We start from the raw sequence: 23,444 nt of genomic DNA, 5'->3' as shown, positions 1-23,444 counted from the left end.
CCGGCGCCACGGAGACCGCGTTGCGGGTGGCCATGAAGGGGGCCAGCCAGTCGCGCCGGCTGGTGCCGGATCAGAAGCCCGGGGTCGACCGGATGGTGAGCGCGGCCATGGGCGCCGCGGGCGGCGCTGCGGGGCTGCCGGGGGCGCTGGTGGAGCTGCCGGCCACCACCGCCTTTCTGCTGCGCACCATTCAGGGCGCGGCAGCGGCGGAAGGGTTTGATCCCGATGCCGAAAGCGTGACCTTCGACTGCATCCAGGTGTTTGCCGCGGCGGGGCCGCTGGCGGAGGATGACGGGGCGGATTTGGGCTTTGTCTCTGTCCGGCTGGGATTGCCCGGCGGCCTGCACAAGCTGATTGCCCAGGTGGCGCCCAAGCTGGGCACGGTGCTGGGGCAGAAACTGGCGGCACAGGCCGTGCCGATTGCCGGCGCGGTGGCAGGGGCTGCGGTGAACTATGTGTTTTCCGGCTATTACCGGGAAATGGCGCATGTGCACTTCGGCTTGAGAAGGCTGGCGGTGGAGGCGGATGTCGCGCCGGAGGAGCTGACGGCGCGGCTGCGGCAGCGGCTGCAGAACCAGAATGGAGCGCGGTAGCTGCGCGGCGGACACAGAGACCTCTTGCGCTTGCCGGAGAGGCAGATTTAATCAGCCTTTCCTGCTAAGAGAGTAAGCATGATTCAATACAGCCTCAAATGTGCGGACGGGCATGCGTTCGACAGCTGGTTCCAGTCGGCGGCCGCTTTTGACAAGCTGGCCGCGGGCGGGATGGTGTCCTGTGCGGTCTGCGGCGGCACCAAGGTGACGAAAGCAATCATGGCACCGCGGGTGCGCCCGGGCCGCAAGGCGGTGTCCGGTGTCGGCGAGCCTGAACCGCAGGCCGTGCCTGCTGCTGCCCCGGCACCAGCTCCTGCGCCGGCGCCTGCTGCGTCAGGGCCGGGTATGCTGAGCCGCCCGTCGGGCGAGGTGGAGAAGGCGCTGGCCGAGCTGCGCAAGAAGGTTGAGGAAAACTCTGACTATGTAGGGGACAGTTTCGTGCGGGAGGCCCGTGCGATGCATCTGGGCGAGGCGCCGGAGCGGGCGATCCACGGCGAGGCAAGGCTGGAAGATGCGCGCGAGCTGATCGAGGAAGGCGTGCCGGTGATGCCGCTGCCGTTCCGCCCGGGCCGGAAATCGAACTGACAAGACCAAAGCTGAAGGACAGGGCAGAATGCATGCAGTTGTAACGGGAACCAGCCGCGGGATCGGCAAAGAGCTGGTGAAGCAGCTGCGGGAGGCGGGCCATGAGGTGACGGGCACCTCGCGGGACCATTCCTCGGGCGTCAAGCTGGATGTTTCCGACCCGGGCCAGCAGGCGCGCTTTGCCGCCCAGATCAAGGGCCGCCCGGTGGATCTGCTGGTCTGCAATGCCGGCGTTTATATCGACAAGGCGATGGGGCTGGAGGATTATTCCGCCGAGGTCTGGACCAAGACGATGGCCGCCAATGTGACCGGCGTGTTCCTGACGGTGCAGGCGATGCTGCCGAACCTGCGGCTGGCGGAAAGCCCCAAGATCGCCATCCTGTCGTCGCAGATGGCCAGCCACAACCGGGCGCCGGGCGGCAGCTATGCCTACCGCGCGTCAAAGGCGGCGGCGCTGAATATCGGGCGCAACCTGGCCACCGACCTGAAGCCGGAAGGGATTGCCGTCGGCATCTATCATCCCGGCTGGGTGCAGACTGACATGGGCGGCTATGACGGCGAAATCACGGTGCAGGAGTCGGTTGCCGGGCTGATCAATGAATTTGATGTCCTGACCGTGGACACCACCGGCTGCTTTCATACCTGGGACGGCCGCATCCACCCTTACTGAGCGGAGGCTGTCAGGCAGCGCAGCGCTCCCGCGCCCGCAGCGGCTTGGCTTTGCCAGCCCCCTTGGCGGCCTTGGGCGGTGCGCCGCGCGGTTGCGCGGCGCGGCACCGTGCGCAGGCACGGTGCCATGCCCAACGGGCTGAGGGCCCGGCAGGGCCCGGTGCCGGGCGGGAGCACTGCGCTGCTTTTAGGGCTGCGGGCGCTGCAAAAAAGAAAGCCGGCGCGAAATCCGCGCCGGCTGTTTTGTGTCAGCAGTTTGCCTGCAAGCGGGGCAGGGGTTACTCCCAGCAGCTGACCAGAACGGTCATGCCGGAGGCCAGCCGGGTGATTGCCGCGTTGGGCAGGCTGCCGCCGGAGGCGGGCTGTGCGGCCGGGCTGAGGCCTGCGTCGTTCAAGGCGCCGCGGATCACCTCGGCGTTCACGGCAAAGCTAACGCCTTCGGGCAGCTGCTTGCCGCCGGACTGCTGCGGCAGCAGCATCCCCAGCACCGCGCCGGTTGCATCCAGCACCGGGCCGCCGGCATCGCCGGGCTGTGCTGCCAGCTCAAGGCGCGCGACATTGGTGTTGCCGTCCAGGCTTTTCACGTCGGCAATCTTGCCCCAGGTCAGGCTGGGAGCGCCAAGCACGCCTTCGTAGGAGAAGCCGGAGACCGCGACCTCTGACTGCAGCCGCGGCGAAGCGGTGCTGAGGCCGCCCACGGCGGCAGGCGCCAGAGGCTGTGCGGGTTTCAGCACCGCGATGCCGTCGGCGGCGTTATTGGCTGCAACGGTGGCTTCATAGCCGTGGTCCAGGGTGATCCGGGTGCAGCCGGCCACCACGTCCGAGGTGGTCAGAACGCTGCCGTTGCCATCCACGAAGAAGCCGCTGCGCGACAGTTTCGGCTTGCGGATCTCCAGGCCGGAGACCAGATCGACGTTTTGCACCGCGTCGCCGCCCTCAGCCGGGTCCAGAACCCCGTCGAGGCGGGTGAAGCTGGACTGCATCGCGGCCAGAACGCGGGCGCGGCGGTCTTCGTCGCCGGCGGGCCAGACCAGGGTGAAGCCCTTGATCTCGCCGTTCTTCAGGCTGGCCTGGGTGAAGGAGACGATTTGATTGCTGCGGCCTTCGATGGTGAAGCTGCTGGCGCCGCGTTCGCGCGGGCCGTCCAGCGGCACGATTTCCAGCGTCTGCAGGATGTCATAAAGGCCAAACAGGGTGCGCTTGTCGCCGGGCTGGCTGATCAGCAGCAGCTGGGCGCCCAGATCGCCTTTGCTGGTGTAATGGGCAAAAGGCGATTCATAGCGGTCAAAGGCAACTTCATCTGCCGGGATCTGCAGCGCGATGCCGGCCTTGGCGTCCTCGGCGCGGGCCATGCCGACAGAGATCAGCGGCGCGTTGTATTCATCCATCAGCACCTGGCGCTGGGCGGTGGTCAGCACGCCGGTCGGCTCAAAGCCGCGGGCCGCCTGCCAGTCGCTCATCGAGGCGCGGGTGCCGCGGCCGAAGGCGCCGTCGATGCCGGAGTTGTAGAAACCTGCCGCCTTCAGCGCGACCTGCAGGTCCATCCGCTGCTCACGGCTGAGCGCGCTTTCGCTGCGCCGCGCCTGGGCCGGGGTTTCATCGGGCAGGGTGGTCTGCAGGGCGGTTTGCGGCTGCGGTTCGGGTTCCTGCACCGCGGGTTCCACAGGGGCGGGGGCGGGTTCCGCGGGCTGGGTGGCATCCGCAGCAACCGGGTAGAACTGGCTGCCCAGGTTGCGTTCAAATGCGATGAAGCTGTCGCGCGGGATCTGCCCCTCGCCGCGGTAGACCTGCAGCACGCGTTCGGCGTCATCACGGGAATAGGGGCCGAGCACCACCCCGTACCAGCCGCCGCCAATGGAATAGCCGGAGACATCGGGCAGGCGGGCGGCATAGCTGCGGGCCTCTTTTTCGGCCTCGCGCAGGGAGGGGCGGGCGGCGATCTGGRTCCAGACGCCATCGCGGCTGCTCTGCGCTGAAACAGGCGCCGTGAACGCAATGGCCAGCGCAATCAGCGGCAGGGCCAGAGCGGCAAACAGTTTTTTCATGGTCAGGGCCTCGTATCCCGGAAGTACTCTTATTCTTTGAGGCGGAGATTAAGCATTTTGCGGCGGCAAAGGGAACTCCTCATGACAGGGGGAATTCCCGGCCCGTTGCCGCATTCCCGCACTTTTGTTGCCGATGCGCGGCGGGCATCGGGGCAAGGACAGGGCTTAGGCAGGCAGAGGGCGTTGACCCTGCCAAGAGCCTTGCATAGGAAGAACCCCGCAATTGCTGCCCCAGATGCCCCCAAAGGGATAAGAGATGACCCAGACCAACGGCGCGCCGCGCTCCTTCCAAGAGATTATCCTGAGGCTCCAGAACTACTGGGCCGCCAAAGGCTGTGCAGTGATGCAGCCCTATGACATGGAAGTCGGCGCCGGCACCTTCCACCCGGCGACCACGCTGCGCTCGCTGGGGTCCAAGGCCTGGGCCGCGGCTTATGTGCAGCCCTCGCGCCGCCCGACCGACGGGCGCTATGGCGAGAACCCGAACCGGCTGCAGCATTACTACCAGTACCAGGTGCTGATCAAACCCAGCCCGCCGAACCTGCAGGAGCTGTATCTGGGCAGCCTTGAGGCGATTGGCGTTGATATGGCGATGCACGACATCCGCTTTGTCGAGGACGACTGGGAGTCGCCAACGCTCGGCGCCTGGGGCCTGGGCTGGGAAGTCTGGTGTGATGGCATGGAAGTCAGCCAGTTCACCTATTTCCAGCAGGTCGGCGGCCATGACTGCCACCCGGTGTCGGGTGAGCTGACCTATGGGCTGGAACGTCTGGCGATGTATATCCTGGGCGTCGATCATGTGATGGACATGCCCTTCAATGACCCGGACGCGCTGATCCCGCTGAGCTATGGCGACGTGTTCAAGCAGACCGAGGAAGAATACGCCCGCTGGAACTTTGACGTGGCCAACACCGAAGTGCTGCTGCGCCATTTCGAGGAGGCCGAGGCCGAATGCGCAGCGATCCTGGCGCAGGAGCATCAGGACCCGAAGACCGGCAAGCGCATCATCATGGCGCATCCCGCCTATGACCAGTGCATCAAGGCGTCCCACATTTTCAACCTGCTGGATGCCCGCGGGGTGATTTCGGTCACTGAACGCCAGGCTTATATCGGCCGTGTCCGGGCGCTGGCCAAGCAATGCGCCGATGCATTCGTGCTGACCGAAGCCGGCGGCTACGCGCCCGAGAACGCGGCCTGAGCAGGGGACGGCACGTTATGGGGAAACTCCTTGCCCTGATCCTGATCGTCTCCGGCCTCGCGGCCGGGGGGGCGATGTATTACCTGCAGGTCTATGGCTTCTATGACGAGGTCGCGCTGCAGCCGGGCCGCGATGTGATGCTGGTGCCGCTGGATGGCGGCGAGGCGCAGCCGATTGCCTATGCGGATTTCGAGGCGATTGACGCGGACAGCTCCCCCATCCGCTACCGGGCCTGTTTCACCACCAAGGTGTCACCGGATGAGCTGGCGCAGGTCTTTGCCCTGTCGGACAAGGTTGAGCCGCGCAACGCGCCGGACTGGTTTGAGTGCTTTGATGCCGCCGCCATCGGGGCCAAGCTGGCGGATGGCTCTGCCAAGCCGTTCCTGTCGGTCAAGAACATCTCTTATGGCGTCGACCGGATTGTTGCCGTCACCGATGAGGGCCGCGGCTATGTCTGGCATGAGCTGAATGACTGCGGCCAGAAAGCCTATGACGGCACCGTGGTGGGCGAGGAATGCCCGCCCCGGCCTGAGGCGGGTGCAAGCGAATGATGCGCCTTCGCCCCATGCCCGCCTTTTCTGAATTTTCCGCTGCGCCCGCCCGCGCGGCCACGCCCGAGGATATCTGATGCCCGATCTGCTGATTGAACTGTTTTCCGAGGAAATCCCGGCCCGCATGCAAGCGCGTGCGACGGAGGACCTGAAGAAGCGTGTGACCGATGGTCTGGTCGAGGCGGGCCTCACCTATGCCGGGGCCGCGGCGCTGTCGACGCCGCGCCGCCTGACGCTGGCGGTGGATGGACTGCTGGCGGAAAGCCCGACCATCCGCGAAGAGCGCAAGGGGCCGAAAGTGGGTGCGCCGGACAAGGCGATCGAGGGCTTCCTGCGCGGTGCGGGCTTGACCCGTGATCAGCTGGAGGAGCGTGAGACGCCGAAGGGTGCGGTCTTTTTCGCGATGATCGAAAAGCCGGGCCGCCCGGCGGCGGAGATCATTGCCGAGGTGCTGGAAGACAGTATCCGCAACTTCCCCTGGCCGAAATCCATGCGCTGGGGTGCGGGGTCCTTGCGCTGGGTGCGGCCGCTGCATTCGATCCTCTGCATCCTGTCGGATGAGGCAGGCGCTAGCGTGGTGGATCTGGACATCGACGGCATCAAGTCCGGCAATACCACCCGCGGCCACCGCTTCATGGCGCCGGATGAGATCACCGTCACCGGTTTTGACGACTACGCCGCCAAGCTGAAGCGCGCCCATGTGGTGCTGGACGCCCGTGAGCGGGCCGAGGCGATCTGGCAGGAGGCGACCAACCAGGCCTTTGCCAACGGGCTGGACGTGGTCGAGGACAAGGGCCTGCTGGCTGAGGTTGCAGGCCTGGTCGAATGGCCGGTGGTGCTGATGGGCGCGATTGACGAAGAATTCCTGGCGCTGCCGGCAGAGGTGCTGCAGACCTCGATGAAGGAGCACCAGAAGTTCTTCTCGGTTAAGAACCCCAAGACCGGGCGGATCGAGAAGTTCATCACCGTCGCCAACCGCGAGACCGCGGACAATGGCGCGACTATCCTGGCGGGCAATCAAAAGGTCCTGTCGGCGCGTCTGGCGGATGCCAAGTTCTTCTGGGCGAACGACCTGCGCACGGCGAAGTCCGAGGCGGGCATGAGCGCCTGGGTCGAGAACCTGGGCAATGTGACCTTCCACAACAAGCTGGGCACCCAGGCGGCGCGGATCGACCGCATCGCCGCGCTGGCTCGGGAGATCGCGCCGGTGGTGGGCGCCGATGCGGACCTGGCAGAGCATGCGGCGCGGGTGGCCAAGGCCGACCTCAGCTCGGAAATGGTCTACGAATTCCCCGAGCTGCAGGGGCTGATGGGCCGCTACTATGCCGAGGCTGCGGGCCTGCCCTCAGCCGTGGCGAATGCCTGCGAGCAGCATTACTCACCGCTGGGGCCGGGCGATGATGTGCCGTCGGAGCCCGTTTCGGTCGCCGTGGCACTGGCCGACAAGCTGGACACGCTGACCGGCTTCTGGGCGATTGATGAAAAGCCCACCGGCTCGAAAGACCCCTTTGCCCTGCGCCGCGCCGCGCTGGGGGTGATCCGGCTGGTGCTGGAGAATGATGTGCGGATGCCGCTGGACCGGTTCTTTGACAGCCAGCTTCTGCGGGCCGAAAGCGCCGCCAATGGGGCGCTTCCGGAGGAGACCGTGAATGACCTGCTGCAGGAGATTGCAGAACACGGGGTGTTCGGGTCCGCTTTCGAGGCCGTGAAGGAGAACCTTGGCGCGTCCCCTGCGGAAGCCTTCCTGAACCTCGAAAAGAAGGTTCCGGACACTTCGGACGACCTCCTCTCCTTCTTCCACGACCGCCTCAAGGTCTTCCTGCGCGATCAGGGCATCCGCCATGACGTGATCGACGCCTGCATTGCAATGGACGGGAACGACGACCTGACACTGCTGGTGAAACGCGCCCGCGCCTTGGAGGATTTCCTGAAGACCGAGGATGGCACCAACCTGCTGCAGGGCTTCAAACGCGCCAACAACATCCTCAGCCAGGCGGAAGAAAAGGACGGCGTGGAATACTCCTATGGCGCCGACCGCAAGTTTGCCGAGGACCCGGCCGAGACCGCGCTGTTTGATGCGCTGGAGGCTGGCGGGGCGGCGATCTCTCCGGCTGTCGAAGCCGAAGATTTCGCGGCAGCCATGCGGGGCATGGCCGCCCTGCGCGCGCCCATCGATGCGTTCTTTGAGGCGGTGCAGGTCAATGCGGACAGCGAAGTGGTGCGGCGCAACCGCCTGAACCTCCTCAGCCAGATCCGGCAGGTCTGCGGCCAGGTGGCGGACCTCGCCAAGGTCGAGGGCTGACCGCCAGCGCCCGTCTTCTTCTTTGCCTAAAATACTCCCGCCGGAGGCACCGGCCTTTCCGCAAGGGAAGGCCGGTTTTTCGTATCTGCGCCCGCCTGATCCGTCACTGCCCTGTTACAAGACCCTTGCGCCGTCGCGTCTTGGCCTTATGGTGACTGGCAAAGGAGACGTGCTGCAGTGCAGAAAGATTTCGAACAGACCCCGCAGGCCTGCCTCATCACTGCCACCGCGCCGGTGGCCACCGCCACCCATGGCGGGCGGGCGAAATGCCTGCAGCGCTTGGTGCGCTTGGACCTGCCGGTGCCGCGCACGGTGGCGCTGTCGTTTGATGCTGTGCACTCCATTGCCGAAGGGCAGATGCCGGACCTGAACGCGGTGCTGGCCGAATTCGACCCGGAGGCGCTGCTGTGCGTGCGCCCGTCCTCGGAAGATCCTGACTGGGGCGGTCCCGGTGCGATCCTGAACATCGGCATGAACGATGCCCGCTATGTCGACCTCTGCGACAGCCTGGGGCGGGAGGCCGCGGCGGCGCTGTATCTGCGGTTCGTGCAATCCTATGCGGTGCATGTTGCGCGGCTGGATCCGGATGTGTTCGACGATGTCGAGGACGGCGGCCCGGATGCTTTGAGTGAAATTCTGCATGCCTATGAGGCGGAGACGGATGAGCCGTTTCCGCAGGACCCGGGTGAGCAGCTGGCGGCGGTGCTGCGCTCAATGGCGCGGGCCTGGGAGGGCACCTCGGCACGGCTGTTGCGCCAGGCCAAAGGCGCGCCGGCCGATGCGGGCCTGGGGCTGGTGGTGCAGGAGATGATCCCCGGTGTGGGCCAGGGAGAATGCGGATCGGGTGTCCTGCAGCTGGTGAATTCCACCACCGGCATGCCGCAGCTGACCGGGCGCTACCTGAGCCAGAGCCAGGGGCGCGATGCGCTGGGGGCCGGGGTTCAGGCGATGTACCTTGCCAAGGATGCGCGCGGGCTGTCGCTGGAGGAGCTGGCGCCGGAGGCGTTTGCGGACCTGAAGGCCCACGCAGCGCTGATGCGCCGGAAGCTGCGCGAGGAAATGCAGCTGGAGTTCGTCATCGAGAACGGCCGGGTGCATATCCTGGACGGGGTGCGGGTGGTGCGGTCGGCACAGGCAGCGGTGCGGATTGCCATTGCGCTGGCCGAGGACGGGGTGATCCCCAAGGAAGAGGCCCTGATGCGCGTGGATGCGCATATCCTGAATGAGCTTCTGCACCGGCAGGTGGCGCCGGACGCCGAGCGTGATGTGATCGGGCGCGGCATTGCCGCAAGCCCCGGAGCCGCGACCGGCAAGCTGGTTTTCACTGCTGCCGGGGCGCAGGCCAGTGCGGCGCGCGGGGAGCCCTGCATTCTGGTACGCCGGGAGACCTCTCCCGAAGACGTGCGCGGGATGCATGCGGCGGCGGGTGTGCTGACCGAGAAGGGCGGCATGACCAGCCATGCGGCGGTGATCGGCCGCGGTTTGGGCCTGCCGTGCATCGTCGGTGCCTCCAACTTGAAATTTCACAGCAAGCGCAAAATGCTGGAGTCCGCAGACGGCCGCGTGTTTAACGCGGGCGACATCATCACCATCGACGGCAGCAGCGGCCAGGTGCTGGCAGGCCAGCCGCAGATGCTGGAAGCGGCTGAGGACGGGGCGCTGCAGACGCTGCTGACCTGGGCCGACGAGGCCCGCGATATCGGCATCCGGGCCAATGCGGACACCCCGGAAGATGCTGAAATGGCGAGAAAGTTCAACGCTCAAGGCATCGGACTGTGCCGGACGGAGCATATGTTCTTTGAGCCCGGGCGGCTGACCGTGATGCGCGAGATGATCTTTGCCGAGACGCCCTCGGGCCGGGAGGCGGTGCTCGAGCGTCTGCTGCCGATGCAGCGCGACGACTTCCGCGAGCTGTTCCGGATCATGGAGGGGATGCCGGTCTGCATCCGCCTGTTCGACCCGCCGCTGCATGAATTCCTGCCCGCCACCAAGACCGGCCAGCGCGAGCTGTCGGAGGCTTTGGGCATTCCGGTCAGCGATGTGACCCGGCGGGTGGAGGAGATGGACGAGTACAACCCGATGCTGGGCCTGCGCGGGGTGCGGCTGGGCGTGACGGTGCCGGAAATCTATGACATGCAGGCGCGCGCCATCTTCGAGGCCACGCTGGAAGCCTCGAAATGGGGTGAGCCGGTGGTGCCGGAAATCATGATCCCTCTGGTCTCGGCCAAGCGTGAGGTGGAGCTGGTCAAGGCCCGCATCGATGCGGTGGCTGCGGCGGTGAAGTCAGAGCGCGGCGAGGACTTCACCTACCGGCTGGGAGTGATGGTGGAAACGCCGCGCGCGGCGCTGCGGGCGGGGGAGATTTCGCCTCATACGGCGTTTCTCAGCTTCGGCACCAACGACCTCACGCAGATGACCTATGGCCTGTCGCGGGATGACGCCGGGCGGTTCATGTCGGAATATGTGAACCAGGGGGTGTTCCCGGAGGATCCGTTCCACGTGCTGGATACCGACGGGGTCGGCGAGCTGCTGAAACTGGGTGTTCAGCGCGGCCGCGCGGAGAACGGCGAAATTACGCTGTCGATCTGCGGCGAGCACGGCGGCAACCCCGAATCGATTGCATTTTGCCGTGACGCGGGCTTTGATTACGTTTCGTGCTCGCCGTTCCGGGTTCCGGTTGCGCGGTTAGCCGCCGCCCAGCTGGCGATTGGCAGCAGAACCGGACAGGTTGCGCCAACTTACCATAAATATTAGGAAAATTCAGGGCATCCAGCTGCTGGAAGAGGTTCTGGCCCCGCATATGCGTTAACCATGCTGTCGCACCCCCGGGCGGCAAGCTGGACCTTCGGGGTCATTTCCTTTAAAGGCTGCGACCGCATGTGGCCGGGGTAACCGGTTGCAAGCTGCTAGGACGGGGGAACCCTGAATGAAATTGTTGACTATGATTGCCGTGATGGCTGCCACCATCGCGATGGGTAAGAGTGTTGCTGCCGAAACCGGTCTGGATGCGCTGATCGAGCGTGAGCAGGCCAGTCTCAACGCGGTACCTGCGCGGAAGTTCAGCGGATTTTTCGGATTCCGCTCCAATCCGTTCAAGAGCCGCAAGACCGGCACGCAACAGGTGGAGTACTCAAAAGCCTGGCTGGACTCCCAGCCCAAAGCGACCGGTGGCGAACAGTTCGCCTGCCTGGCCGAGGCGCTGTACTTCGAGGCGCGCGGCGAGACCGTGAAAGGCCAGTTCGCGGTGGCCGAAGTGATCCTGAACCGGGTCCAGAGCGAACAGTTCCCGAACACCCCGTGCGGGGTGATCAACCAGGGGACAGGGCGCAAGTACCAGTGCCAGTTCACCTACACTTGTGACGGCTACGAGGAAGTGATCCGCGAGAAGAAAGCGTATCAGCGGGTGGCCAAGGTGGCGCGTGCGGCGCTGGACGGGCTGAAGTCGGAACTGACCGCAGGCGCGACCTACTACCACACCACCGCGGTGCGGCCGCGCTGGAGCCGCACCTTCACAAACACTACGCGCATCGGCGTGCATCTGTTCTACCGCGACGATCGCTACCAGACCGCGATGAGCAACTGATGGCATGAAGGCGGCATCCCGGTGCCGCTTTCTGCTACTGGCATGGCGTATGCGGGACTGTTAAGAAGCCGCTGAAAGTCTATTGTTGGGTCCCGCACCTGACACAGCCAGCCAAAGGCCCGTTTCCCATGCCCTCTGAAATCCGCCTTGCCTTTGCGCACCCGTCCGAACGTTCGATGGCCACTGCCGCGCCCGGCCCGCTGGACCGGATTTCGCTGCGCGATCACACTGTCGAAGTGGAGATCGGCGCGTTCCAGGCGGAGCGCGGCTCAACCCAGCGGATCAGTTTCAACGTGGTGGTCGAAATCGCGCCGCTGCCCAAGGATCTGGACGACGATGTTGACCGGATCCTGTCCTATGACAAGCTGACCGAAGCCATCGCTCATGAACTGGCGGCGGAGCGGCTGAACCTGCTGGAGACGCTGGCGGAACGGGTGGCCGAACGGATCCTGCTGGAGCATCAGGCGGTGCGCGCATTCGTGCGGATCGAGAAGCTGGACCGCGGCCCCGGCGCGCTGGGCGTCGAAGTGGTGCGCTCCAAGGATCAGATCACCCATCTGGCAGGCGAGCAGGACCGCCCGCATCCGCGGCTGATGTACCTGTCCAACGCGGCCATCGACAGTGAAAACCTGACCGCCTGGATAGACCAGATGGAATGCCGCAAGCGGCCGCTGATCCTGTGCGTCGGAACGCACCCGCTGGCGGTCCCCACGACGGGGCATAAGTGGACCCAGCGGCGGATCGACCTGCTGGCGATTGAACAGAATGCCTGGCGCCTTGCGGCCAAGGATGACCGCTGCGTTGTGGTCTCCACCCGGACCGAACTGGATTGGGCGATGAAGAACGGCCAGATCTGCGTCTGGGCGCCGTCCAAGATCGTGCTGGATGCAGTGGAAGGGCCTTCGGCGCCGCCCTCGAACTCGGTGGCGCTGGCGGCCTGGTTTGCGGCGACGTTCGAGGCTGGCGAGATGATTGTGCTTGGCGGGGATTTGCCTGATAATCCCGGTGTCCCCTTGCGGGCCGTCAGCGTGGAGCAAGCACAACTGTGACATATTACCGGCCGTTGGTTCAGCACGGCGAGGCGCGCCCCGAAGGCGCGGTTCCGCTGGCAGGCAGTGCCTTGTGGTTCACCGAGGTTGAGATCCTCAGCCGCGATGCGCCGCCGCGGATTGTGCCTGCCGGTCTGGTGCCTGAGATGGAGCGCCGCCGCCTGAGCGCGCGGCGCGCGTCGATCGCCGGTCTGGATATGACCCAGCCGCAGATCATGGGCATTCTGAATGTGACGCCGGACAGTTTCTCGGACGGCGGCAAACATGCCGGTGCCGAGGCTGGGAAGGCCGCGGCGCTGCAGATGGTGGCCGATGGCGCAACGATCATCGACGTGGGCGGCGAGTCCACACGGCCCGGGGCTGCTGAGGTGCCCGAGGCCGAGGAAATCGAGCGCACGGCCCCGGTGATCGCGGCCATTCGCGCGGAGTGCCCGGTGCCGGTCTCCATTGACACCCGCAAGGCCACGGTGGGCATGGAAGCGCTGGAGGCGGGGGCGAACCTGCTGAATGATGTCTCCGGCTTCACCTTTGATCCGGCCCTGGCGCCCCTGGCGGCGCAGGCCAGCGTGCCGGTCTGCATCATGCATGCCCAGGGCGATCCGGCCACCATGCAGGATGATCCGCAATACGGAAATGTGCTGCTGGATGTCTATGACTTCCTTAGCGACCAGATCGACCGGCTGGAAGCCATTGGCGTGGTGCGCGAGCAGATCGTGGTCGACCCGGGCATCGGGTTCGGCAAGACGCAGGAGCATAACCTGACGCTTCTGCGCAATCTCAGCCTGTTTCACGGGCTTGGCTGCCCGGTGCTGCTGGGGGTATCCCGCAAGAAATTCATCGGCACCATCGGCGAAGCGCCGCGTGCGGATGCCCGGGCGCCGGGGTCGATTGCGGTAGGGCTTGCAGCGCTGGCGCAAGGCGTGCAATTCCTGCGGGTGCATGACGTGGCTGAGACGGTTCAGGCCCTGCGGCTTTGGCAGGCGGTCCGGTAAGGCCTTTTTAGGCAGGAAAGCATAATGCGGAAACTCTTTGGAACCGATGGCGTGCGCGGCACGGCCAATATCCATCCCATGACCGCGGAGATGGCGCTGCGCATTGGGGCAGCCGTGGGGCGTTATTTCCGGCGCGACGGCACCGGGGTGCACCGGGTGGTGATCGGCAAGGATACCCGGCTGTCCGGCTATATGTTTGAAAACGCGCTGACGGCGGGGCTGACCTCGACCGGCATGAACGTGCTGCTGCTGGGTCCGGTGCCGACGCCGGCGGTCGGGCTGATGACACGCTCGATGCGGGCGGACCTTGGTGTGATGATCTCTGCCAGCCACAACCCGTCAGAGGATAATGGCATCAAATTCTTCGGCCCCGACGGATTTAAACTGTCGGACAGCGCCGAAATGGAGATTGAGGCGCTGGTCGAGGCAGGGGTCGATCCGGCCCAGGCTGTCAACATCGGCCGCGCCAAGCGGATCGACGATGCGCGCTTCCGCTATGGCGAGCGGGTCAAAAGCTCCCTGCCGCGCAATCTGGGCCTGAACGGGCTGAAGGTGGTGATCGACTGCGCCAATGGCGCGGCGCACCGGACCGCGCCCGAAGTGCTGTGGGAGCTGGGGGCGGACGTGATCCCGGTCGGGGTGGCGCCGGACGGGCTGAACATCAACCGCGGTTGCGGCTCGACCCATCCGCAGGCCGCGGCTGAGGCGGTGGTGGCGCATGGGGCGCATGTCGGGATCTGTCTGGATGGCGATGCCGACCGGGTGATCCTGATCGATGAGACCGGCACCGTGGCGGACGGCGACCAGCTGATGGCGCTGCTGGCCAGCCGCTGGGCCGAAGAAGGTCTTCTGACCGGCGGCGCGCTGGTTGCAACCGTGATGTCGAACCTCGGTCTCGAGCGCTTCCTTGAGGGCAAGGGCCTGGGATTGGAGCGCACGGCCGTGGGCGACCGCTATGTGGTGGAACGGATGCGCGAGGGCGGGTTCAACCTGGGCGGCGAACAATCCGGCCATATCGTGATGAGCGACTATGCCACCACCGGCGACGGGCTGATGGCGGGGCTGCATTTCCTGGCGGCGATGGTGCAGACCGGCCGGAAGGCGTCAGAGCTGGCGCATCAGTTTGAGACCGTGCCGCAGCGGCTGCGCAATGTGCGGTTCCAGGCGGGCCAGGTGCCGCTGGAGGATGCGCGTGTGCAGGAGGCGATTGCCGCGGCTGAGAAGATGCTGGACGGCCAGGGGCGCCTCTTGATCCGCAAGTCCGGGACCGAACCGCTGGTGCGGGTGATGGCGGAGAGCGAGGATGCCGAGCTGATGACGCTGGCGGTCGACAGTGTGGTTGCCGCGGTTGAGGCGGCGGTCGAGGGCTAGTCGGGAGGGGGGCGTTCAGCCCCCTTTGCCGAACAGGCGGCTGAGCCTGCCGAACTGACTGAGGCCGAGACCGCCCAGGATCATCACCATTGCCAGCAGCATCGAGGGCGGCAGCTCCTCGCCCAGGAACACCGCGCCCAGCACCACCGCCCAGACCGGCACCTGGTAATTGGTGAGGGTCATGAAGGTGGGGCCGGCCTCGCGCACCACGATGACGCGCAGCAGGTTGGCAGCGGCTGTCGGGATCAAGCCGAGGACAGCGGCGATCAGCAGGGTCCGGGTGTCCGGCATCACTGGCGGGCCTTCTGCGGCCCAGGCGGTCGGGAAGATGATGAAACAGCCGATCACCAGGAAGATGGCCGCCAGTCCGACCGGGTCGGCGGGCGGCAGACGGCGGGTCAGGATAGAGCTGACCGAGTAGCAGGCTGCGGCAGCCAGGCAGGCGGCGCGGCCATAGGCCTCCAGTTCGGCGCCGCTGGTTTCAAATGCCTTGCCGCCGATCAGCAGCGCGACGCCGGCAAAGCCGATGCAGAAGCCGATGAGGCGGCGCAGGGTCATCTGCTCGCCCGGCACAAAGACATGCGCCAGCGGCAGCACCATCAGCGGGATTGCGGCCATGCTGACGCCGGTGAAGCCGGAGGAGACATGCTGCTGACCCCAATTGATCAGCATGAAGGGCAGGGCGGTGCTGAGAATGCCGATGAGGATCAGCGAGGGCCAGTTGGCCTTACCTTTGAATAGCTTGAACCCGCGCCAGCCCCAGACCGCGCACAGCAGCAGCGCGGCAAAGCCGATCCGGCTGGCGGCCAGCCAGAACGGGGTGATCCCGTCCAGCGCCAGCTTGATCAGCAGAAACGTCCCGCCCCAGACAAAGCCGAGGGTGGCAATCATCAGCCAGTAGCGAGGTGCGATATCGGGCATGGGGTCCTCTTGCCGTTCACCGCGCGACAAGACCCCGCCGGGCGGGCGGGGTCAATGGAAATTGCTTTGTTATCGATCGAAGCGTTTGCGCTTCACGCCGCGCGCGGGCGGCGGCTGCGGCTGAGGAGAAGGCCGCCGAGGATCAGCGCCAGCGCGGCAAACAACTGCGGCGGCAGGGTTTCCCCCAGAAGGGCGGCGCCGAAGATCACCGACCAGACCGGCACCTGGTAGTTCACGGTGGACAGGAACGCCGGGCCTGCGCTGCGGGCGACCTGCACCAGCAGCACCTGGGCGAGGGCGGTGGGCAGCAGGCCAAGGTAGATCACGGCGCCGAGCGGCAGGGCGGCGGGCAATTCCGGCACGCCCTCAGCCCAGAGCGCGGCGGGGGTCATCATGGCAGCTCCGCACAGGAGAGCTGCGGCAGAGAGCGACAGCATGTTCACCTGCGGGCAGAGCCGGGTAATGATCGAACCGATGGCGTAGCACAGCGACGCACCAAGGCAGGCGAGGCGGGCCAGTGATTCAAAATCCGTTCCGGCGGAGCGGAAGGCATCCAGACCGATCAGCACCACAACACCGGCAAAGCCGATCAGGAAGCTGATGGTGCGGCGCAGGGTCATATGCTCGCCCGGCACCAGAAGATGCGCCAGCGGCAGAACAAACAGTGGCACCACCGCCATGCAGACCCCGGCAAAGCCGCTGGCCACATAAGTCTGCCCCCAGCTGAGCAGGGTGAAGGGCAGGGCGTTGGTAAAGAACCCCATGCCGATGGCGCAGGCCCAGATGATCCGGCCTTCCCGCATACGCGGGGAGGGCAGACCGATGCCCATGGCATAGACCACGCCCAGAAGGCAGAGCGCGCCGATGGAGATCCGCAGCGCGGCGATGGTCATCGGCGGGAAGCCCCGAAGCGCCAGCGACACCGCCATGAAGGAGGCGCCCCAGATCACACCGAGGAACAGGAGCTTGGCCCAATTGGCAGCGCCGGGGGTGTCTGGCATCGGATAACCCCAATGAAATAAATGAAAAAGGGCGCCCCAAATTGGAGCGCCCTGCAGAGGTAAGGTCAGCGGAGGGTTCCGCGGGCGCCTTAGTTCTTCTCTTTGTCGACCATCTTGCCGGCCGAGATCCAGGGCATCATGCCGCGCAGCTTGGCGCCGGTTTCTTCGATCAGGTGCTCGTCGTTGGCACGGCGGGAGGCTTTCAGGGTCGGCTGGCCAACCTGGTTTTCCAGCATGAAGTCGCGGACGAATTTGCCCTGCTGGATGTCTTCCAGAACCGCTTTCATGCGGGCTTTGGTTTCGTCGTACTTCAGGATGCGCGGGCCGGTGACGTACTGGCCGTACTCGGCGGTGTTGGAGATCGAGTAGTCCATGTTGGCGATGCCGCCTTCATAGATCAGGTCAACGATCAGCTTCACTTCATGCAGGCACTCGAAGTAGGCCATTTCCGGGGCATAGCCGGCTTCGACCAGGGTTTCGAAACCGCAGCGGATCAGCTCAACCAGGCCGCCGCAGAGAACTGCCTGTTCGCCGAACAGGTCGGTTTCGCATTCTTCGCGGAAGTTGGTCTCAATAATGCCGGAGCGGCCGCCGCCGATGGCGGAGCAATAGGACAGGCCGGTTTCCAGCGCTTTGCCGGTGGCGTCGGTGTGAACCGCAACCAGGCAGGGCACGCCACCGCCTTTGGTGTATTCGCCGCGCACGGTGTGGCCCGGGCCCTTGGGCGCCATCATGATGACGTCGACGCCTTCTTTCGGCTCGATCAGGCCGAAGTGCACGTTCAGGCCGTGGGCGAATGCGATGGCTGCGCCCGGACGGATGTTGTCGTGGACGTATTTCTTGTAGGTCTCAGCCTGCAGTTCGTCGGGCATGGTGAACATGATGACGTCGCACCAGGCGGCCGCTTCTGCGATGCCCATGACCTGCAGGCCTTCGCCTTCGGCTTTCTTCGCCGAGGGGGAGCCTTCGCGCAGGGCGACGACAAGGTTCTTGGCGCCGGAGTCGCGCAGGTTCAGCGCGTGGGCGTGGCCCTGGGAGCCATAGCCCAGGATGGCCACTTTTTTGTCCTTGATCAGGTTCACATCGCAATCGCGGTCGTAATAAACGCGCATGATCCACGTCCTTTCGTTTGGTGTTTGAGGGCATCATAGGCATGTGGGCGGGGAAGGCGATTGCTGTTGCGCATGAATTTCGCGGTTTCTTTGCGGTAGTCATTCGTAATTTTGCCTGATAGTGATGAAATCATGCTTGATGATCTCGACCGGCGCATTCTGCGCTATATGCAAAGCGACCCGGAGCAATCGATTCCGGATCTGGCCGAACGGCTGGGCATGACCGCCTCGCGCCTGTCGCGGCGGCTGGAGAAACTTCGTGAGGCGCGCGTGATCCTGGGGCAGCGGGCGGTGATCGACTGGCGCGCCTTGGGCTATGAGGTGGAGGTGTCGCTGCGGGTGACGCTGGACAAGACCAACCCGCGCGCCTTTGACGAGTTCATCGAGGCGGCCCGGGGCATTGCCGAGGTGATCGAGATCCAGACCTTTCTGGGCCAGGTGGATGTGCGGCTTTCGGTGATTGCGCGGGACATGCCGCACTACCAGCAGATCTACCGCGCCGCCATTTTGAACCTGCCGCATATCACCGATATCGAGGCGCTGATGCATGTGGCGCGGATCAAGTCGGACGAGGTGCTGCCGGTATGAGCGCTTTGGATGATCTGGACTTTGCCATTCTGCGGGCGCTGTCGGAGGATGCGACTTTGTCGGCGGGGGCGCTTGGCCGGCAGCTGGGGCTGAGCCAGCCCGCCACCTGGCGGCGGATCAAGCGGCTGCAGGAGGCGGGGATCATCGCGGGCCGCAGGCTGGAGCTGGACAAGGAAAAGCTGGGGTTTGGTGTCACCGTCTTTCTGGGGGTAAAGCTGGCGACCAAGGGGCGGGTCAGCCTCGAGGATTTTGAGCGCGCGGTCTCAGCCATCCCGGAGGTGCAGACGGTGGAGCATGTGCTGGGCATGTATGACTACCGCCTGCGGGTGACGGCGCGCGACATTTCCGATTTTGAACGGGTGCTGCGGCGCCGGGTGATGACCTTGCCGGGAGTCGGTAATGTTGAGGCCAATGTGCTGCTGAGCGAGGAACGGCGGCCGGGGCCGCTGGGATGACTATCAAGGGCTTGCAGCGGGCATCTCTTGGGGAGCGCTGAATTGAAACGTAAACAGATGCAGCGGATGCAAGGCAAACTGCCGCCGGATCATGAGTTTGCAGCGGTGGTTGCAGAGGCGTACAGGGTATTTGCCTGCCGCAAGCCGTCAGATACTGGAGTCTGCAAAGGATGCTGCATGGACCCGGCTATTGAGGCAGACTTCTTTGGTCCGGAGATCGCGGACTTGCCACTTCACTATCTGCGCGACTGGTTTTTTGCGGCTTTGGAAGGGCCGCTGGATCAGGCTATCTGGCGATACTTGCTGCCCAGGGTTCTAGAAGCGCTCGCGGGCAACAAGGAGTTGGCTTATGTTGGCCTTGAGGTCAGCTTGAACCGTTTCCCGACCGGCGATGCCGCGCGTTGGCGCGAGCAAGAGTGGCAGGTTCTTAGTACATTCCAGCGGATGTTTCTCCAGAGAGCTGTGCGAGAGGGCGGCGACAGCTTGGATGATGTATTGTGCATGTTTGGTCTTGCGGGCTGGCCGCTGGAGGATTTGTTCGCGCAGGTGCTGGAAATGCCTGCGGATTTGCTCGCCGCCAAACTGTGGCGCGACTGGTGCATCGGGCGCCCGTCGATCTGGATTACGGCGTTCTGGGACAATGGCGGCAATTCTGATGCCTTTGCCTTTTACACCTCGCCGGAGCTTTATCAGCGGATTTCGGATCTGGCCTTGGATGAGCAAACGCCGCCTGAGCTGGCGGAAAAGGCGCTGGCGGTGGCTGGGGTGATCGAGCAGGCAGTCGCTTGGGATGCTGGGAACTGATGCCTGTGCGCCCGGTGGGCGGGCCGCAGCGGAGTGTTTGTTGCCGATGTGAAACCCGCTTGGCGCAAATGCGGGTGTTTTCTGTCGTGCTTGGGCTGTCTTTTCCTTTCCGTTTCGCCAGTATCCCCCTTCGGAGAATGGCGGCGGCGCTGTATGCCATTGTAGGCTTTGCCAAAGCCTGCGGCACCGGCTAGCCGTTAGTAAAGGAAGACAAGGGAGGCCCAGATGGCACTGCTCGATACCGTGGACCCGCAGGGTCTGGATGAATTTTCGGTGGTTTTCACCGACCGCTCACTGAACCATATGTCCAAGACCTTTCAGACCGTGATGCTGGACATCAACGCGATGCTGAAAGAGGTCTATAACGCCGAAGCGGTGGCGCTGGTGCCCGGCGGCGGGACCTATGCGATGGAGGCGGTGGCGCGCCAGTTTGCCCGCGGGGCAAACGCGCTGGTGGTGCGCAATGGCTGGTTCTCCTACCGCTGGAGCCAGATTTTCGAGGCCGGCGGGTTCACCGCGTCCTCCACCGTGATGAAGGCGCGCCGCACCGGCAATGAGAGCGCCTCGCCGTTTGAGCCGGCGCCGATTGCGGATGTGGTGGCTGCGATCAAGGAGCAGAAGCCGGACATCGTCTTTGCCCCGCATGTGGAAACCGCTGCCGGTGTGATCCTGCCCGATGACTATGTGACCGCGATGGCCGCGGCTGCGCATGAGGTTGGCGCGCTGATGGTGCTGGACTGCATCGCGTCGGGCTGCGCCTGGATCGACATGAAGGCGACTGGTGTGGACGTGCTGATCTCCGCCCCGCAGAAGGGCTGGAGCGCATCCCCGTCCGCCGGTCTGGTGATGTTCTCGGACCGGGCGCTGGCGCGGCTGGAGGAGACAACCTCGGACAGCTTTGCCATCAATTTGAAGCAATGGCGCACCATCATGAAGGCGTACGAGGACGGCGGCCACGCCTATCACGCCACCATGCCGACCGACGCGCTGAAGGCCTTCCGCGATACCATGCTGGAGACCAAGGAGTATGGTTTCGAGAAACTGCGCGATGCGCAATGGGCGCTGGGCAACGGCGTGCGGGCGATGCTCAAGGAGAAGGGCATCACCTCGGTTGCGGCTGACGGCTTTGGCGCGCCGGGCGTAGTGGTGAGCTATACCAGCGATCCGGATGTGCAGAACGGCAAGAAGTTCCTCGCACTTGGCACCCAGATCGCCGCGGGCGTGCCGCTGCAGTGTGACGAGCCTGCGGATTTCCGCACCTTCCGGCTGGGCCTGTTCGGTCTCGACAAGCTGTATGACGTGGATGCCACCATCGCGCGGCTGAAAAACGTCGTGGATCAGGTGCTTTAACGCAAGATCCGGACTGGGCTGCGCAAGGGGATATTGCTTGTGCGGCCCAGCCCGTGGCGCAGGGTGAGCCAGATCACCCCAAGGCTGATCGCCAGCCAAATCCCGCCCCACAGCATGGTTGCGCCGCCGAACTCCTCGGCCATCATCCGCGCGTCCGAGCGCAGGTGGGAACGGGCAATGGTGTCGTCCCAGATGTCGAGCGGGGCGTAGATCATGCTGCTGACCCCGATCACCCGTAGGATCATGTCGTTGATGTTCAGGCTGAGGTATCGCGATGCGGCGAGCATCAGCGCGCCGGTGGCAAGAGTAAAGCCAAGCGCGAACAGTTCCCGGACATAGAAGGCGGCAACAGCGAGGGTGATCGCGCCGAAGACGGCGAGCACCCTGCGGTCCCAGTCGGTGCGCAGGGCAATCACGAACAGGGCAGAACCGATCAGCAGCGACCCAGTGTAGCCTGCCGTGAGCGTCAGGAAGCGGCTGCCGCCGCGCGAGACCACCCTGCCGCCTTCATAGGGGTCGATGGTCAGGCTGACCACATCGCCGCCGGTGAACAGGGTTGCTGCCGCGTGCGACAGTTCGTGCAGGAATACGGTCAGGATACGCAGGGGCAGCAACGCCGGTGTTTGCCAAAGGGCGGCAATGGCCAGGGTCAGGCAGAGGAGCTGCCAGTGGCCTTTCATAAAGCGTCCGGCAGCCCGCATGTTATTTCACACCAAGGCCCATTTGCATCAGCGTTTTGCGCACCGGGGCCAGCGAATACAGCGCGTTGAGGCCAAAGGCGCGCAGGTCGCGGAGCGGGCGAGGCGCCAGCATCGAGGTGCGGTTCAGGAGGTCGATGCCCTTCACGCGCAGCAGGATCTCGTTGTGGCGGGCCTTGTGGTAGGCGGCCAGCATCTGGGCATCGCCCAGGCCTTCGGGGCGGGCCTCGGCCAGTTCCAGCAGGCTGCGCAGATCTCCCAGCGACATGTTGAGACCTTGCGCGCCGATCGGCGGCACCACATGGGCGGCTTCGGCCATCAGCGCCAGCCGTTCGCCGTTCAGCCGCGCTGCCGACTGGCTGATGATCGGCCAGATGGTGCGGCGCGACGCCAGTTTCAGACCGCCGAACAGCCCGCAGCTGCGTTCGGTCATCGCGGCCTCAAAGGCTGCGGGTTCGAGGTTCAAGAGTTCCTGCGCCTTGGGGCCGCGTTCCATCCAGACAATCGCCGAGGACGGCTGGCCCTGGTAGTCCGGCAGCGGTACCAGCGTGAACGGTCCGCCGGAGCGGTGGATCTCGGTCGAGACGTTTTCATGCGGCACCGGATGGGTAACGGCAAAGGCCAGCGCCTTTTGCCCGTAACGGGTGGTTTTCACCGGAATGCCTGCGGCCTGGCGCATCGGGGAATTGCGGCCGTCGCAGGCGACAACCAGCTTGGCCGTCACCTGGCTGCCGCCGCTGAGGCTGACGCGCGCCTCATCGGTGCGGGTGAACAGGGCGGTGGTGCCGGTGCCAAAGCGCAGGTCCACGTTCGGGAGTTCCGCCAGCCGGGCAATCATCTCACGCCGCAAGAGCCAGTTGGGCAGGTTCCACCCGAACGGCTGGTCAGAAATGTCGGCGGCGTTGAAGTCCTTGACCACCCGCGGTTCGGGCCGGGCGCCGCCGGCATCGACGATGCGCATGATCTGCAACGGGGCGGCGTGGTCCGCCAGCCGCGCCCAGATCCCGCAGCGCTCCAGCAGCGCCTGGGCCGGTTGCAGAAAGGCGGTGGTGCGCAGGTCGGAACCCTCGGCGTCGCGCTCAGTGACCGGCGGGGCCGGGTCGGCGCAAATGACGCTGAACCCCTTGGAGGCAAACGCGGCGGCTGCGGTCAGTCCCGCAATGCCGCCGCCGGAAATAAGGATGTCGCAGGTCTCGGCCATGGTCTCAGCCCTCCGTTGTTGCCCTGAAATAGGCCCTGACGGAGGGGGAAGACAAGCGGCAACCTGCCGCGCGGGGAATTAGCCGCGGGTAATGGAGAGCAGGACCAGGAACATCACCGGCACCATGCACAGCGCGGGGATGTAGAGGCCCGGAATGCCGAACAGCATGATCGAGCAGCCCCAGAGGCTGACAAAGGTTGCCAGGGCGTAGCCGATGTTCTCCTCCGGGCCGTAGGCGACTTCCTTGAAGATCCGTCCGAGCAACGGCACGGCAAACAGGATGCGCTGCCACAGGGTCAGGCGGGCGGGGAGGGTGTATGCGCTCATCGGTCAGGCTCCATCAGGTCGTTTCGGGGCGCATATAGGGAGGAAAACA

22 protein-coding genes are annotated in these 23,444 nt (G+C 65.0%); 15 read left to right on the top strand and 7 right to left on the bottom strand.

Annotated features, from left to right (window positions below):
• The 3 genes from A9D60_RS15315 to A9D60_RS15305 form a co-directional block, all read left to right on the top strand.
• Window positions 1-593: EcsC family protein (locus tag A9D60_RS15315; RefSeq protein ID WP_065268397.1), on the top strand; the 593-nt coding region annotated here is incomplete at its 5' end.
• A 78-nt stretch (window positions 594-671) separates the two neighbouring features.
• Window positions 672-1,178: a DUF1178 family protein gene (locus A9D60_RS15310; protein WP_065268394.1), complete on the top strand. Its 507-nt coding sequence runs from the start codon at window positions 672-674 to the stop codon at window positions 1,176-1,178.
• Window positions 1,179-1,206: 28 nt separating this feature from the next.
• Window positions 1,207-1,848: an SDR family oxidoreductase gene (locus A9D60_RS15305; protein ID WP_065268393.1), complete on the top strand. Its 642-nt coding sequence runs from the start codon at window positions 1,207-1,209 to the stop codon at window positions 1,846-1,848.
• 277 nt (window positions 1,849-2,125) lie between these two features.
• On the opposite strand, the gene A9D60_RS15300 is transcribed toward A9D60_RS15305, so the two are convergent.
• The gene (locus tag A9D60_RS15300) at window positions 2,126-3,892 is read right to left on the bottom strand and encodes a trypsin-like peptidase domain-containing protein (protein ID WP_065268392.1); all 1,767 of its coding nucleotides are present in this window, start codon (window positions 3,890-3,892) and stop codon (window positions 2,126-2,128) included.
• Between the two features lie 256 nt (window positions 3,893-4,148).
• Between A9D60_RS15300 and A9D60_RS15295 the strand changes: the two genes are divergently transcribed.
• The 8 genes from A9D60_RS15295 to glmM all read left to right on the top strand — a co-directional run bounded on the left by A9D60_RS15295 (window position 4,149) and on the right by glmM (window position 14,938).
• Window positions 4,149-5,090 (top strand): glycine--tRNA ligase subunit alpha, encoded by a 942-nt coding sequence (locus A9D60_RS15295; RefSeq protein WP_065268391.1) that lies wholly within the window; start codon window positions 4,149-4,151, stop codon window positions 5,088-5,090.
• A 17-nt stretch (window positions 5,091-5,107) separates the two neighbouring features.
• The gene (locus A9D60_RS15290) at window positions 5,108-5,641 is read left to right on the top strand and encodes a DUF6446 family protein (protein WP_065268390.1); all 534 of its coding nucleotides are present in this window, start codon (window positions 5,108-5,110) and stop codon (window positions 5,639-5,641) included.
• Window positions 5,642-5,717: 76 nt separating this feature from the next.
• The gene (gene glyS, locus A9D60_RS15285; protein WP_065268389.1) at window positions 5,718-7,943 is read left to right on the top strand and encodes a glycine--tRNA ligase subunit beta; all 2,226 of its coding nucleotides are present in this window, start codon (window positions 5,718-5,720) and stop codon (window positions 7,941-7,943) included.
• A 177-nt stretch (window positions 7,944-8,120) separates the two neighbouring features.
• Window positions 8,121-10,697 carry a putative PEP-binding protein gene (locus tag A9D60_RS15280; RefSeq protein ID WP_065268388.1) on the top strand — a complete coding sequence of 859 codons (2,577 nt, stop codon included), beginning with the start codon at window positions 8,121-8,123 and terminating at the stop codon, window positions 10,695-10,697.
• Between the two features lie 172 nt (window positions 10,698-10,869).
• Window positions 10,870-11,526 carry a cell wall hydrolase gene (locus A9D60_RS15275; RefSeq protein ID WP_065268387.1) on the top strand — a complete coding sequence of 219 codons (657 nt, stop codon included), beginning with the start codon at window positions 10,870-10,872 and terminating at the stop codon, window positions 11,524-11,526.
• Between the two features lie 128 nt (window positions 11,527-11,654).
• Entirely contained in the window at window positions 11,655-12,575 is a 921-nt protein-coding gene (locus A9D60_RS15270; RefSeq protein ID WP_065268386.1) for a dihydroneopterin aldolase, read from the top strand.
• On the top strand, window positions 12,572-13,567 hold the full coding sequence (gene folP, locus A9D60_RS15265) for a dihydropteroate synthase (RefSeq protein WP_065268385.1): 996 nt from the start codon (window positions 12,572-12,574) through the stop codon (window positions 13,565-13,567). The genes A9D60_RS15270 and folP overlap by 4 nt, the downstream gene beginning before the upstream one ends.
• Before the next feature lie 24 nt (window positions 13,568-13,591).
• Window positions 13,592-14,938: a phosphoglucosamine mutase gene (glmM, locus tag A9D60_RS15260; RefSeq protein ID WP_065268384.1), complete on the top strand. Its 1,347-nt coding sequence runs from the start codon at window positions 13,592-13,594 to the stop codon at window positions 14,936-14,938.
• A gap of 15 nt (window positions 14,939-14,953) precedes the next feature.
• On the opposite strand, the gene A9D60_RS15255 is transcribed toward glmM, so the two are convergent.
• The 3 genes from A9D60_RS15255 to ilvC form a co-directional block, all read right to left on the bottom strand.
• The gene (locus A9D60_RS15255; RefSeq protein ID WP_065268383.1) at window positions 14,954-15,859 is read right to left on the bottom strand and encodes a DMT family transporter; all 906 of its coding nucleotides are present in this window, start codon (window positions 15,857-15,859) and stop codon (window positions 14,954-14,956) included.
• A gap of 92 nt (window positions 15,860-15,951) precedes the next feature.
• A complete protein-coding gene (locus tag A9D60_RS15250) occupies window positions 15,952-16,860 on the bottom strand; it encodes a DMT family transporter (RefSeq protein WP_065268382.1) in 909 nt (302 codons plus the stop codon).
• An 89-nt stretch (window positions 16,861-16,949) separates the two neighbouring features.
• Window positions 16,950-17,972, bottom strand: a complete 1,023-nt coding sequence (ilvC, locus tag A9D60_RS15245; RefSeq protein WP_019298383.1) for a ketol-acid reductoisomerase — start codon at window positions 17,970-17,972, stop codon at window positions 16,950-16,952.
• Window positions 17,973-18,104: 132 nt separating this feature from the next.
• Here ilvC and A9D60_RS15240 point away from each other — a divergent pair, with 132 nt between their 5' ends.
• The 4 genes from A9D60_RS15240 (at window position 18,105) to A9D60_RS15225 (ending at window position 21,169) form a co-directional block, all read left to right on the top strand.
• Complete coding sequence (locus A9D60_RS15240; RefSeq protein WP_065268381.1) at window positions 18,105-18,560, top strand: Lrp/AsnC family transcriptional regulator; 456 nt, start codon at window positions 18,105-18,107, stop codon at window positions 18,558-18,560.
• Window positions 18,557-19,015, top strand: a complete 459-nt coding sequence (locus A9D60_RS15235) for an Lrp/AsnC family transcriptional regulator (RefSeq protein WP_065268380.1) — start codon at window positions 18,557-18,559, stop codon at window positions 19,013-19,015. The genes A9D60_RS15240 and A9D60_RS15235 overlap by 4 nt, the downstream gene beginning before the upstream one ends.
• A 177-nt stretch (window positions 19,016-19,192) precedes the next feature.
• Window positions 19,193-19,819 (top strand): hypothetical protein, encoded by a 627-nt coding sequence (locus A9D60_RS15230; protein ID WP_141117937.1) that lies wholly within the window; start codon window positions 19,193-19,195, stop codon window positions 19,817-19,819.
• A 225-nt stretch (window positions 19,820-20,044) separates the two neighbouring features.
• Complete coding sequence (locus tag A9D60_RS15225; protein ID WP_065268378.1) at window positions 20,045-21,169, top strand: aminotransferase class V-fold PLP-dependent enzyme; 1,125 nt, start codon at window positions 20,045-20,047, stop codon at window positions 21,167-21,169.
• Here A9D60_RS15225 and A9D60_RS15220 read toward each other — a convergent pair.
• The 3 genes from A9D60_RS15220 to A9D60_RS15210 all read right to left on the bottom strand — a co-directional run bounded on the left by A9D60_RS15220 (window position 21,166) and on the right by A9D60_RS15210 (window position 23,395).
• The gene (locus A9D60_RS15220) at window positions 21,166-21,849 is read right to left on the bottom strand and encodes a M50 family metallopeptidase (RefSeq protein WP_254656708.1); all 684 of its coding nucleotides are present in this window, start codon (window positions 21,847-21,849) and stop codon (window positions 21,166-21,168) included. The genes A9D60_RS15225 and A9D60_RS15220 overlap by 4 nt on opposite strands.
• A 22-nt stretch (window positions 21,850-21,871) precedes the next feature.
• On the bottom strand, window positions 21,872-23,068 hold the full coding sequence (locus tag A9D60_RS15215; RefSeq protein ID WP_065268376.1) for a UbiH/UbiF family hydroxylase: 1,197 nt from the start codon (window positions 23,066-23,068) through the stop codon (window positions 21,872-21,874).
• A gap of 78 nt (window positions 23,069-23,146) precedes the next feature.
• Window positions 23,147-23,395: a hypothetical protein gene (locus A9D60_RS15210; RefSeq protein WP_039151719.1), complete on the bottom strand. Its 249-nt coding sequence runs from the start codon at window positions 23,393-23,395 to the stop codon at window positions 23,147-23,149.
• Between the last annotated feature and the right edge of the window lie 49 nt (window positions 23,396-23,444).

The sequence above is a fragment of the Leisingera sp. JC1 genome (assembly GCF_001679925.1).
In the GTDB taxonomy this organism is placed as follows: domain Bacteria; phylum Pseudomonadota; class Alphaproteobacteria; order Rhodobacterales; family Rhodobacteraceae; genus Leisingera.
The sequence above is the reverse complement of the archived record's forward strand: the minus strand, read 5'-3'. Positions and strand labels throughout refer to the sequence as shown.